Annotated in this window: 13 protein-coding genes; 2 read left to right on the forward strand and 11 right to left on the reverse strand. The window is 65.2% G+C overall.

The genetic code is table 11. The annotated features are described in order from the left end of the window. Positions 1 to 45: 45 nt before the first annotated feature. The 3 genes from ACHMWQ_RS09200 to ACHMWQ_RS09210 form a co-directional block, all read right to left on the reverse strand. Positions 46 to 1,044: an ABC transporter permease gene (locus ACHMWQ_RS09200; protein WP_396307226.1), complete on the reverse strand. Its 999-nt coding sequence runs from the start codon at positions 1,042 to 1,044 to the stop codon at positions 46 to 48. Positions 1,045 to 1,234: 190 nt separating this feature from the next. Continuing rightward, positions 1,235 to 2,212 (reverse strand): substrate-binding domain-containing protein, encoded by a 978-nt coding sequence (locus ACHMWQ_RS09205; RefSeq protein ID WP_396307227.1) that lies wholly within the window; start codon positions 2,210 to 2,212, stop codon positions 1,235 to 1,237. A 49-nt stretch (positions 2,213 to 2,261) separates the two neighbouring features. After that, on the reverse strand, positions 2,262 to 3,470 hold the full coding sequence (locus ACHMWQ_RS09210) for a CaiB/BaiF CoA-transferase family protein (protein WP_266333398.1): 1,209 nt from the start codon (positions 3,468 to 3,470) through the stop codon (positions 2,262 to 2,264). Positions 3,471 to 3,632: 162 nt separating this feature from the next. Between ACHMWQ_RS09210 and ACHMWQ_RS09215 the strand changes: the two genes are divergently transcribed. Continuing rightward, positions 3,633 to 4,613, forward strand: a complete 981-nt coding sequence (locus ACHMWQ_RS09215; protein WP_354552528.1) for a LacI family DNA-binding transcriptional regulator — start codon at positions 3,633 to 3,635, stop codon at positions 4,611 to 4,613. Between the two features lie 66 nt (positions 4,614 to 4,679). Here the strand turns inward: ACHMWQ_RS09215 and ACHMWQ_RS09220 are convergent, their stop codons facing one another. After that, the gene (locus ACHMWQ_RS09220) at positions 4,680 to 5,558 is read right to left on the reverse strand and encodes an amidohydrolase family protein (protein WP_396307228.1); all 879 of its coding nucleotides are present in this window, start codon (positions 5,556 to 5,558) and stop codon (positions 4,680 to 4,682) included. Positions 5,559 to 5,576: 18 nt separating this feature from the next. After that, positions 5,577 to 6,020, reverse strand: a complete 444-nt coding sequence (locus ACHMWQ_RS09225; protein ID WP_266333401.1) for a MaoC/PaaZ C-terminal domain-containing protein — start codon at positions 6,018 to 6,020, stop codon at positions 5,577 to 5,579. 284 nt (positions 6,021 to 6,304) lie between these two features. Here ACHMWQ_RS09225 and ACHMWQ_RS09230 point away from each other — a divergent pair, with 284 nt between their 5' ends. After that, positions 6,305 to 7,132, forward strand: a complete 828-nt coding sequence (locus ACHMWQ_RS09230; RefSeq protein ID WP_396307229.1) for a universal stress protein — start codon at positions 6,305 to 6,307, stop codon at positions 7,130 to 7,132. Between the two features lie 40 nt (positions 7,133 to 7,172). On the opposite strand, the gene ACHMWQ_RS09235 is transcribed toward ACHMWQ_RS09230, so the two are convergent. From ACHMWQ_RS09235 to ACHMWQ_RS09260, 6 genes are all read right to left on the reverse strand, one after another. Further along, entirely contained in the window at positions 7,173 to 8,054 is an 882-nt protein-coding gene (locus ACHMWQ_RS09235; RefSeq protein ID WP_396307230.1) for an amidohydrolase family protein, read from the reverse strand. A gap of 22 nt (positions 8,055 to 8,076) precedes the next feature. Beyond that, on the reverse strand, positions 8,077 to 9,105 hold the full coding sequence (locus tag ACHMWQ_RS09240) for an aldo/keto reductase (RefSeq protein WP_396307231.1): 1,029 nt from the start codon (positions 9,103 to 9,105) through the stop codon (positions 8,077 to 8,079). Between the two features lie 2 nt (positions 9,106 to 9,107). Further along, positions 9,108 to 10,025, reverse strand: coding sequence for a dihydrodipicolinate synthase family protein (locus ACHMWQ_RS09245; RefSeq protein ID WP_396307232.1), 918 nt, complete (start codon positions 10,023 to 10,025; stop codon positions 9,108 to 9,110). 89 nt (positions 10,026 to 10,114) lie between these two features. Then, a complete protein-coding gene (locus ACHMWQ_RS09250) occupies positions 10,115 to 10,417 on the reverse strand; it encodes an L-rhamnose mutarotase (protein ID WP_396307233.1) in 303 nt (100 codons plus the stop codon). A 9-nt stretch (positions 10,418 to 10,426) separates the two neighbouring features. Beyond that, a complete protein-coding gene (locus tag ACHMWQ_RS09255) occupies positions 10,427 to 11,200 on the reverse strand; it encodes an IclR family transcriptional regulator (RefSeq protein WP_354552537.1) in 774 nt (257 codons plus the stop codon). A gap of 5 nt (positions 11,201 to 11,205) precedes the next feature. Then, positions 11,206 to 12,396 carry an enolase C-terminal domain-like protein gene (locus ACHMWQ_RS09260; RefSeq protein ID WP_396307234.1) on the reverse strand — a complete coding sequence of 397 codons (1,191 nt, stop codon included), beginning with the start codon at positions 12,394 to 12,396 and terminating at the stop codon, positions 11,206 to 11,208. Positions 12,397 to 12,409: the final 13 nt, after the last annotated feature.

Genomic DNA, 12,409 nt, shown 5'->3' on the forward strand with positions numbered 1-12,409 from the left:
TGGTATCCTCCCAGATGAAGTTCGTTCAGTTGATGGGTCGAATCGCTATTTCTTCGACGTCAGTCCACCGATCAGCGCCGCGGTCAGCACAACCGCTCCGATCAGCGTGGTTTGCCAGAAGGGCGTCACACCCAGCAGGATAAGACCGTTGCGTACGACGCCGATCAGCAGAACACCGAGCAGGGTTCCGGGAATGGAACCCTCGCCGCCTCCAAGCCGCGTGCCACCGATGATGACTGCGGCGATGACATCCAGCTCCAGGCCGATGCCCGTGACGGGCTGGACGTTTTCAAGAAATCCGAAATTGATGATGCCGGCGAAGGATGCGAGCAGGCCGGCGATCGCGAAGGCGACGATCTTGGTGCGTGATACCGGCACGCCGACAATCCGCGCAGCGCGGTCATTGCCGCCAACCGCGAAGATGTGGAAACCGAAGGTCGTCTTGTGCAGCAGAAAGAAGCCGAGCACGGCGACGACGATCAGGACCAGCACCTGGTTGGAAAGGTTGCCGATCAGGCTTCCCTGCGCCAGGGACGTCAGGATGGGTGCTGCGCCCTGACCGTGCGGCAGGGAGACCGGCATGCCGTTGCTCATCACCAGCGTGGCGCCGCGGATCAGATAGAGCGTGCCGAGGGTGGTGATGAAGGAGGGGATGCGGCCGGCGACCGTGATGGCGCCGTTCATCGCGCCGATGGCGAGGCCCAGCGTCAGCGTGATCAGGATCGCGGCGACTTCCGGCACACCGCTGACGATCAGCAGGCCGCCGACCATGCCGGCGAAGCCGTAGAGCGAGCCTACCGAGAGATCGACTTCGGAGATGATCAGAACATAGGTGGCGCCGATTGCCAGCACGCCAAGCAGCGAGATCTGGCGCAGCAGGTTGAGAATATTCTGGCCCGTCAGGAAGACGGGGCTGGCAATGGCAAAGACGATGCAGAGCGCCAGCAACGCCCCGAAGACACCGGCCTCCCGGGTCAGCAGCAGCCCTCGCGCCGATTGTACCAGTCCACCCTGCGCGGGGCTGCCCGTTGCGACGTTCGTCATCATCCTATCTCCCTCGCATCGTCGCAGCTCAGCGTGCGGACGATTCCGTATCCGTTGGTCCACGAGGCGGTGCGCAACGAAGCGGCCCGGCTCGCAGGGTGTTGATTTCATGAAATGGCTTGGCCCAATGCAGTATCGGGCAGGGCGGGCGGGCGGACGGGCCGGCGGCGCAAGGCCGCCGACCGGCCGATTACTTCAGTTCGCCGGCGAAGACCGTCAGCTTGATATCCGGCAGAATGGTCGCGAGGTTGTCCTTGCTGACCGTCAGGATCGGAAGCACGACTTCCTTCTCCGTCTTGCCGCCTTCGAGCTTGGCGATGACGCTTTCGCCCGCCGTCTTGCCCATCAGGTAGGGCTGCTGCATGCCGCTGGCGACGATCGAGCCGCCTTCGATCATGGGCAGGAATTCCGGCACGCCGTCGAAGGCGCCGATCAGGGTCTCGCCACCGCGACGCATCGCGTCGACGGCGCGCTTGGCGCCAAGAGTCGGGGAGTCCGTCTGGACGAAGATGCCGCGCATTTCGGGATGCGCCGTCAGCATGTCCTGCACGAAACGATAGGTTTCGTCGGCCGTGTAGGTCTGCATCTCGTTGCGGGCCACGATCTTGTTGCCGGCTTCTTCCATCGCCTTGACGAAGCCGTTGGTCCGCTTGACGCCGTTCTGGCGGGCCTGGGAGATGGTGACCATGCCGACTTCGGCATTCTTCCAGCCCTTGGCTTCAAACGCCTTGGCAAGCGCCTTGCCGACGTCGTAGGCGCCCGCCTCGTCATTCGACGTGACGAAGGTGACGTATTCGCCCGAAGTCGTGCCGATGCCGGCGAAGCTTACCGGGATGTTCGCCTTCTGGGCGAGGCCGAGAACGGCCGGAGCGGTCGAGGAGTCGGTCGGCGACAGGACGATGCCGGTCGCGCCCTTGACGATCGCGTCCTGCGTATTCTGCAGCTGGGTCTGGGTGTTGTTGCGGGAATCGAGCGCGACGAAATCGTAGCCGTGCTCCTTCGCCGCGGCCTCGACGCCCTTCGAGACATAGCGCCAGAAAGGCGCGTCGAGCCCGGCCGAAAGATAGACGATCTGCTTGCCTGCGGCCTGCGCCGCCGGCATCGCGACAGAAGCCAGCAGGCCGAACGCGCCTGCCAGAGCGATGAACTGACGCTTGGTATAGGTCATGGTAATCCTCCCTCATCGACGGCGGCATTCGCCGCCCTTCCTCGCGCGCCTAGGGCGCGCCGATAACGCCTTCCGAGATCAGACGGTCGATCTCCTCAGCCTCGAAACCCGCGGCACCGAGAACCTCGCGACTATGCTCGCCGACCAGCGGCGCGCCTCTCTCCACCGTCGACGGGGTCTTGCTGAAGCGGATGGGAAAACCGGGGGTCTTCAGATGGCCCTCGGAGTGATGTTCGTATTCGACGAAGCTGCCATTGAACTTCACCTGCGGATCCTCGACCGTCTTGGCGAAATCATTGACCGGGCCGGCCCAGAGGCCGAGCGCCAGCATCGCTTCGATCAGGTCGGCCTGCTTCCACTTCGCGCTGTGCTTGGCCACCAGCTGGTGGATCAGGTCACGCTGCTCGAACGGATCAACATCGTCGTTCATCGCCAGGAAGGCGGGCTCGTCGAACAGTTCACCAAGCTTGGCGAGCTGCGGGAAGGCGAGGGCGACATAGCCGTCCTGAGTCGCGAACACGCCATAGGGCGCGCGGATATAGACGTGGCCGTGCGGCTCCTGCGTGCGCTTCTGCGGCTTGCCGTCGATGGTGAAGACGGAAAGCTCCTGCATCTGGAAGGAGATGGCCGCGTCGAGCATGTTGACCTCGACCAGCTGGCCTTCGCCGGTGCGCTCGCGGTGCAGCAGCGCTGCCAGCGCGCCTTCGAAGGCGGCATAGGCGGTGGTGGCGTCGACGACATACTGGCCGATCGGCTGGGGCGGTCCATCCGCCTGGCCGGTCGAATACATCGCGCCGCTCAGCGCCTGCAGCAGCAGGTCCTGGCCGGGACGGGCCGAGTAGGGGCCCTCGGCGCCATAGCCGGAGATCGAGACATAGATCAGGCGCGGGTTGATCGCCTTCAGCGTGTCGTAGTCGACGCCCAGCTTCTTCGCCACATGCGGGCGATAGTTCTGCATGAAGACGTCGGCGTCCTTGACCAGCTTGTGCAGGGCGGCCTGGCCTTCGGGGGCCTTCAGGTTGATTGCCAGGCTTCGCTTGTTGCGGTTCAGCGACAGGAACGAGGCGTTGATCTTGCGATTTCCGCCGCCTGCCGGCATGCGCCGCTGCCACTCGCCCTCGACCGGCTCGATCTTGATCACGTCAGCGCCGATGTCGCCCATGCGCTGGGCCGCGAACGGACCCGACATCGCAACCGTGCAGTCCAGCACGCGGTAGCCCGAAAGGATCTGGGCCTTATTCCGCTTTTCCTGGCTCATTGCCTCTCCCGCTCGAATTTTTTCGCCGATTGAAATATGGCGGCTGTGTTGATCGTTGTGATAGCGCTAACAAGTCGGTATATTTGTTAGCGCCAACATGGGAGGCTGTCAATGCGTCGGAGACGATTTGGAAATGCTCCAGCCGGGGCGGGTGTCGTTACGATGTCGGACGTCGCCAGCCGGGCCGGAGTCTCGGCCCAGACCGTTTCCCGCGTCATCGGCCGGCCGGAGATGGTGACGGAGGAAACCCGCAAGCGCGTGCACGACGCGATTCGCGAGCTGAACTACATCCCCAACGAGGCGGCGCGGAACCTGGCCTCCAACAGCAGCCGGGTCGTCGCAGTCATCATCCCGACCCTGTCGAGTTCGGCCTTCTCCGCACAGGTCAAGGCCACCATCGACACGCTCGAGCTGCGCGGCATCTCGGTCGTCATCGGCAACAGCGAATATTCGGTTCTGCGCGAGGAGCAGATCATCCAGACGCTGCTCGAACGGCGGCCGATGGGCTTCATTCTGACCGGCCTGCACCACACGCCGCGCGCCAAGGACCTGCTGCGCCAGAGCGGCGTGCCGGTGGTCGAGACCTGGGACACGGACACCGCGCCGCTCGATTGCGCCGCCGGCTTTTCCAACATCGCGGCCGGCCATGATGTCGGCTCGCTGCTGGCGGCCCGCGGCTCGCGCCGCATCGCCTTTGTCGGCGGCGCCGCGCACCAGGATTCGCGCGCGAACGGCCGTTTCATCGGCTTGGCCAAGGCGCTGGAGGAGGCGGACCTGCCGCCGCCGCTGCGGATCGAGCTGGTGCTGCCAATGAGCACGCAGGACGGGATCAGCGGGCTCGATCAGGTGATGCAGAAGGCGCCGATGACGGATGCGATCTTCTTCTCGGCCGACAGCCTGGCGCTCGCGGCGCTGCTCGAATGCAACCGGCGCGGCCTGCGGGTACCGGAGCAACTGGCAATCTGCGGCTTTGGCGATTTCGACCTCGCCTCGCTGGTGACGCCGGCGCTCACCACGGTGAAGATCCAGCCCGACGTGATGGGGCGCACCTCCGCCGAACTGCTGCTGGCGCGGCTCGACGGCGACGACAAGCCCGCCAGCGTCATCCTCCAGCACCAGCTGATCCGTCGCGGCAGCGCGTGACGCCGCCGCGACCTTTCTCATTCGCTTCAAAGGGATAGCGGCGACCCGCTATCCCTTTGAGATGGGCTAGATCCGGTACCAGCCTTCGGCCGTGGTGCGGAACAGCTGACGCTGCTCGTCGGCCGAATAGCCGGCCACGATCTCGCGATAGGCGTTGACCACCGTCGGATAATCGCTGAACAGGCCGTCCAGCGGCCAGTTGGTGCCGAACATGCAGCGCGACGGGCCGAAGGCCTCGATGCAGACCTCGATCCAGGGCCGGATCGTCTCCACCGTCCACTCATGATCGACCATGGCGAGGCCGGACAGCTTGCAGGCGACGTTGGGCGCCTTGGCGAGATGCTGGATGCCTTTGCGCCATTCGTTGAAATAAGGAACCGTGCGCTGCTTTGGGAATCCGCAATGGCCGAGGATGATGGTCGAGCGCGGAAAATCGCGCGCGAGATCAAATGCCTTGCCCATCTGCGGCCAGCCGGCATCCATGTCGTAGATCAGGTCGCGCTTCTGCAACTCGTTGAAACCACGACGGAAAGCCGGGTCATCGAGGAAGTCGAGGCCGATGAAGGAAAGCATCCGCACGCCGCGGAAATTGGCGTACTGCCGGTGCCGGTCCAGTTCCGCGGCCGCATTGTCCGCAGCGAGATCGACCCGGGCAATGATACCGTTCGGCATGCCGTGTTCGTCGGCGACCTTCTGCAGCCACTCGGTCTCGCGGACCGTATCGACCTCGCCATCCGCGGTTTCGATATGCACGGACTTGATCAGGTTGACCGGCGCGCCCTCGCGCTGCAGGTCAGTGACCAGATAGTCCTTCATGATGGCGGAATAGTCGCCCGAGGGGTGGCCGACGAACGGCTTGTCGGTCAGCCAGCCGTAGCGGATCCCGCTTTTCAGGTCCCACAAATGGTGGTGGGCGTCGACGAATTCGAATGGCTCGTTGGTCATAGTTTCCTCCCGTCAGTGTCAGGCCGGCCGCGCCAGGACCATGGTGGTGAACGCGCCCAGCTGCACGATTTCGTCATTCTGGTTGTAGACGGCGATATCGCGCACGATGACGCCGCGATCGCCCTTGCTGGTCCGGCGCGTGCTGCCGACGGTCAGCTTCAGGCGGATCGTGTCGCCGAAGAATACCGGCTTCTTGAACTGCCAGTTCACGCCAAGCAAGGCCACGGCGGTGCCGTCGAGGCCGCCATCCCGGTCGGCGAGACCGGCCGAGACGATCAGCGCCAGCAATCCATGCGCGATCGGCTTGCCGAACGGTCCCTTGGACGCGAACTGGTAATCGGTATGGGCGGGGTTGTAGTCGCCCGAGAGTCCGGCAAAGGCCATGACGTCGGATTCGGTGATGGTACGGCCGGGCGACCAGAGCTCATCGCCCTCATGAAAATCTTCGAAATAGCGGGCCATTGTCGTCCTCTAACAGCGCTTCTTGTTAGCCTTTTGTTAACCGGCGAGGCCATTTTCGCCGATTGGGGCCGATGTCAGGTTAGCGCTATCATTAACGCACTACAAGCGGCGACAGCCGGGCCCCGTGCGGGGCCGTCCTGGGCCTCGCAAACACGCGGTGCGACGGCCGCCTGCGGCATCTCGGGCAGTGCCGCGCCTTTCGGTCCCTCCGTTGATCTGGCGCAAGGAAGCCGATCGGCCGGCATGACAGGACTGGGCCTGCTGGGGCAATGGATGGGATCGCGATGTCTATCGCTACATTGATGGTTCACGTCGACGACACTAGATCGGCGGCCACGAGGGTGGCGGCTGCCTGCAATCTTGCCGAGCGTTTCGACGCCACGCTGATCGGGATCGCGGCCTGCGCCTCGGAGGCGCCGCTCTACGACCCGCTCACCGTGGGCGCCATGGCCGGCGAATATTCGATGTTGCAGCGCGACACCGCCGAAACAGGACTGCGCAGCGCCGAGAGGCTGTTCCGGAGCGCCGCCGATCGCAGCGCCGCGCGGATGGAATGGTGTTCGGCCATGACCTATCCGGCCGGCTTCATCGCCGAGCAGTCGCGCAGGGCCGATCTCATCGTGCTCGGGCGGCGAGGGGCGAGCGCGCCCAACAATTCGGTCGAGCCGGGCGATGTGCTCATTCGCGCCGGGCGGCCGATCCTGCTGCTGCCGCCGGATACACATGCTCCGACTGGCAAGAACATCGTCGTCGCCTGGAAAGACACGCGGGAATCGCGCCGCAGCGTCACCGACGCGCTGCCCTTCCTGCGGCGGGCGAGCCGGGTCTCTCTCCTCACCATGCCGTCGCCGGAAAGCGAGTCGCGCTGGCGCCGCGGTGCCGAGGATGTCGTCGCCTTCCTGGGGCGGCACGGCATCGCCGCCACTTCCTTCGCGCTCGGGGAAAGTTCGGAGCCTTCCGCCACCCGGATCTGCGATTTTGCCGAGGACCAGGGCGCCGATCTCGTCGTCATGGGCGGTTATGGCCGGGCCCGCGCCCGGGAGTGGGTGTTTGGCGGGACGACGCGCGGCATGCTGGAAACCGGCACCGTCGCCTGCCTGATGAGCCATTGAGCCCCGCGCACGGCCTCAGTCGATATCAGACAGGGATGGCTTACAGGCCCAGCCGGTAGAAGGCGTTGGCGTTGTCGCGATAGATCTTTCGCGTCTCGGCTTCCGGGAGGCCGAGATCGGCGAAGGCGCGGTCCAGCACCTCGACCCAGCGGGGCAGGGTGGTGGCCTGCAGGCAGACGGGATAGTCGCCGGCATAGATCACGCGGTCGACGCCGAAGGTCTCGATGGTGGCCGCGATGAAGGGGCGGAGATCCGCCTCGGTCCAGTTCCGGTGGTCGGCTTCGACCGGCAGGTCGGAGAGCTTGATCCATAGGTTGGGGTGGCGCGCCAGTTCGGCTACGTCGGCGCGGTATTGTTCGATCGCACCGGCCCGGATGCCGGGCTTGCCGCAATGATCGAGGATCAGCGGCACATCCGGGATGTGCCGCACGAACTCGCGAACGATGTCCATTTGCGTGTAGTTGACGTTGATCTCGAAATGCATGCCGAACTGGTCCAGCAGGTTCACGCCGGCGATGAAGTCCGGGCCCAGCGTCAGCGCGCGGGGATCGGCGTCGAACTCGACGATGCGACGGATGCCCTTCACCATCGGATGCGTCTCGGCCATCTCGGCCAGGATCGGCTCTACCCCTGCGCCGCGTTCGAGCGGCGCCATCGGCACGATCGCCTTCAGGCGCGGGTCGCGCTTCGCTTCGTCCTCGACAAAGACGACTTCCTCCAGATATTGCCCGCGCTCCGCGTCGAAATCGGCGAAGCATTCGAGGAACACCATCGCCTCGACATCGACCGAGCCGAGATCGCGGGCGTAGTCCTCGACGTGATAGGGCCGGTCGAAGAGCGGGTTGCCCTGGATCCAGGTGTAGTCGAGCCGGGCTGGATCCCAGAGGTGCAGGTGAGTGTCGACGATCGGAAAAGCGGGCATCGGCGGCTCTCTTTCTGCGGGCTCAGGGCGTCGGCGCATCGGTGCGCAACAGGCCCTCATGCTTCAGTTCGGCCCAGAGCGCGTCCGGGATCGCGTGCTGCATCGAGGCGATGTTGCGGGTGACATGATCCGGGCGGAAGCCGCCAGGGATCACCGAGGCGACGAGAGGATGATGCAGCGGAAACTGCAGCGCGGCGGCGGCAAGCGGTACGTCGTGGCGGGCACAGACGGCCTCGATTCCGCGCACATGCGCGGCCTCCGCCGGCGTCGGCGGGTGGTAATTGTAGGTCGCGCCGGGCACCACGCCGGTGGCGAGAATGCCCGAGGCGAACACGCCGCCGATGACGATTCCGACGCCGCGCTCTTCGCAGAGCGGGAATTCATGGTCGAGCACCGGCTGCTCGGCGAGCGTGTAGGGCAGGGCGACCAGGAAGAAGTCGAGGTCGAGAAGTTTCAGGAAGCGCGGAATTGTGCCGATCCGGTTGACGCCGGCGCCGATGGCGCCAATCCGGCCGGCCGCCTTCAGTTCCTGCAGCGCCCGCATGCCGCCGGTCGCGAGCTGCGCCAGATGGGCGGAGACCAATACCTCGGAGCCGAGATTGGCGAGGTCGAGATCGTGGATCAGCAGCGCATCGACCCGGTTGAGGCCGAGCCGCTGCAGGCTGTCCTCATAGGCGCGCATGACGCCGTCATAGCTGTAATCGTAGCGGTGCTCGAAATGCAGCCCGTTCGGCCAGTCCCGCTTACTGGCAGCGAAAGCGTCGGGGTCGACGGGTGCGGTGAAGACTCGGCCGACTTTGGTGGTGAGTAGAAATTCTTCACGTGCCTGCCGGCGCAGGAAGCTGCCGATCCGCTGTTCGGAGAGGCCCCGCCCGTACCAGGGCGAGGTATCGAAATAGCGCAAGCCCGCATCCCAGCCGGCCTGCAGCGTCGCCTCGGCCTCGTCGTCGCTGACGATCGTGAAGAGGTTACCGAACGGCGCGCCGCCGAAGCCAAGCTGCGGCAGGCGGAGGTCGGTGCGCCCGAGCGGGCGCAGGGCAAAGGGATCCATGATCACGCCGCGAGCCGGCCGAAGGGTATGGCGGCCGGCACGATCTGGGCGACCAGTTCCTCGATCTCGCGCGCCGTGATCGGGTCGATGGTGGTCGTCGGGCTACGGACGAAGGCGGTGCGGATGACGCCGCGACGGACCAGGATCTGCTTGTGAATGAAATAGAAAATGTCGCCGCCCTGCACGGCGAGGCGGTTGATCGCCATGATCGTCGCATCGAAATGCTGGCGCGCCTTGGCCTCTTCACCCCGGCGGAAGGCGTCCCAGACGGCGACGAAATCTGCCGGCTGGCTGCAGAACGGCATGGTGCCAAGGGCGCCGCGCCGCAATTCCTCGATGAAATAGCTGCCGCCCGCGCCGCCGAAGATGGTCAGCCGGTCGCCGGCCTGCTGCGACATGGCGGCGACCTTGCTGGTGACCGGCAGGGTCTCGACCTTGATGTAGCGCACGTTCGGGCACTCGACGGCGATCTTCAGCGCCAGGCCGGGTGAGATCGGCGCCTGCGGCACGTCCTGCAGGATGATTGGGATGCCGACGGCGGCATCGATCGCCTTGTAGTAATCGAAGATCTCCTCGGCGCTGATCGGCATGAAGGAGGGCGGGATCACCATCAGCATGTCGGCGCCGGCCGCCTCCGCCGCCTTGGAATAGAACACGGCGAGGTCGGTGCCGGCGGCGCCGGAATTGATGACGATTGGCACGCGCTTCGCCGCCGCCTCGATCACCACGCGCGTCACCAGGGCACGCTCGGCCTCGTTGAACTTGAACACCTCGCTGCCCAGCGCGACGCCGAGACCATGCACACCGGCTGCGATGTTGAACTCGACCAGGTTGGCGAGGCTTTCCTCGTCGATCCGGCCGTCTTCATGGAACGGCGTCACCAGGATCGGCACGACGCCGTGCAGCGCGGGGAGGGACATGATGTTCTTCTCGGCTCTTCGGAATGAATTGGGGTCTGGTTCCTGGTCACGTCTTCCCGCGAAACGCATCCGGTTCGCGGGGACGCGCGCTAGGACTTGTGAAACATCTCTTCGAGGGGCGCCTGCCAGGGAGTGCCGTCGTCGTTATATTCCATGTAGGGCTTCATCATCTTCCACCAGCGCAGCGTAACCGGGTCGTGCGGCGTGCCGGGCGGCGTCTCGTGATCGCGTTCGAGATAGGCGAAGAGCAGCAGGCCGTAGCGATAGATTGAGAAGTTGCGGACGCCGTCGCGCTCCATATTGGCCAGCATCTCCGGCCAGATCTCGTCATGCTTCTGCTTGTAGATCGCCTCGAAGCCCGGCTTCAGCTTCATCACCCACGCGACGCGCATGCCTGCTCCTCACTGTTTCGCTTCGCCGGCCGCGGCCGGCCAGGTGCCGCGAAAGCCGAGGCGCCGGCTGACATGGCCACAGGCCTCGTTCAGCATCTCGACCAGCGGCAGGATTTCGGGGCCGGGCTGCTTGAGCGACGGCCCGGTGATGCTCATGGCGCCGACGGGACGGGCCATGGCATCGAAGATCGGCACGGAGACGCAATAGACCCCGAGCACGACTTCCTGGTCGTCAATCGAATAGCCGCGTTGGCGGATGCGCTTCAGTTCCGCCTCCAGCACGCCGGCATCGGTGATGGTCTTCACGGTATAGGCTGGGAGAGCGCCGTCGAGCACTTCGCGCTGCTCGGCCTCGCTCATGAAGGCCAGCATCGCCTTGCCGGCGCCGCCGCAATGGAGCGACCCGCGCGCGCCGATCCGCATGTCGAGCTGCATGCCGTCATTGCCGCGCACCTTGTCGATGCAGACGCCATGCTTGCCGCTCAGCGCGTTGATGTTGACGGTCTCGCCGGTGGTTTCGGCGATCTTCTCGGCGAAGGGGCGGGAGAGTGCCGGCAGGGCGATGCGCTCCAGCTGCAGTCCGCAGATTTCCAGCAGCCGGAACGACAGCTCCCATTCGCCGCCCGGCGTGCGCTCGGCAATGCCCTCCTGCTCGAGGTCGAGCAGGAGCCGATGCACCGATCCGAGCGGCAGGCTGAGCTGGGTGGCGACGGCGCGGACGCCGAGCGGGCTCTTGCGCGCCAGCAGTTCCATCACCTGCACGGATCGGCGGATGCTCGACATCGCGGCTACCAGAACTTCTTTTCGAGCGCCAACGGGTCGATCAGATTGTCGTCGATGTAGTCCCACTCGATCTCGTAGCCCATGCCCGGGCCCTTCGGCATGTGGACATAGCCCTCGCTGTCGATCCGGTCGCAGGTGTTCTTCAGATACGGATGCGGCGCGTCGTAGTCGACGCCGGGGGCGAGCAGGCCCTTCTCGTAATATTCGGACGTATCCTCCGAGGTAGCCCCGAGCACCTGCAGATTGCCCCAGCCGGCCATGTGCATCTCGCAGCGCAGGCCATAGGCCTCGGCGACGATCGCCGTCTTGCGGGCGCCGGTGATGCCGCCGCGCACGACGTCGATGCGGCTCATGTCGCCGGCGCCGCGCAGGATCCATTCGGCGCGGCTGAACACGCCGCCGGCGACGATTTCCGGCGACAGGATCGGGATCGACAATTCGCGCGACAGGCGGACATAGCTCTCGACCCGGTATTCCGGCATCGGGTGCTCGTACCAGTAGAAGTTCAGCTTCTCCAGCTCGCGGCCGACCTGGATCGCCTCCTCCATGGTCATGTAGGTGCCCCAGGGATCGAACATCAGCACATAGTCCGGCCCGACCGCCTCGCGCACGAGGTGGCAGGTCTCGATGTCGGCCTTGATGTTGGAAGGGCGGCCGGGCGTCGGCTGGCCGGTCTCCGGGTTCCAGAAGTAATGCGGATGGATCTTGTAGGCCTGGTAGCCCTCGTTCTTGCAGGCGAGCGCGTGCTCGGCATAGACGCGCGGCACGCCGATGTTCGGATAGGTCGAGGCATAGGCCTTGACCTTCTCGCGGCCGGCGCCGCCCATCAGCTTGTAGACCGGCTGGTTGAAGGCGCGACCGGCCAGATCCCACAGCGCGTTGTCGATGACGCTCGCGACATTCTCAGGGATGTTGGCGACCCAGAGCCATTTCCAGACCATCTCGCGGTCGAGCGGATCCTGGCCGCGCAGCAGCGGCAGGATACGACCGCGGATCATCTGCTGGTCGACGATGTTCAGCCCCTCGGCGTCGCCATGCGAACCGCCGCCGAAATAATAGCCGGTGACGCCCTCGTCGGTGTCGATCGCCAGCACGGTCTGCATCAGGTCCGCCTTCGGCACGGGCAAAGCGTGGCCCACATCCCAGCGATCGGCCCAGGTCTTGAACGTCTTGATCTTGATGTCGGTGATTTTCACGGATGCAGTCCTC

The sequence above is a fragment of the Kaistia sp. UC242_56 genome, from assembly GCF_044452255.1.
In the GTDB taxonomy this organism is placed as follows: Bacteria; Pseudomonadota; Alphaproteobacteria; order Rhizobiales; family Kaistiaceae; genus Kaistia; species Kaistia defluvii_A.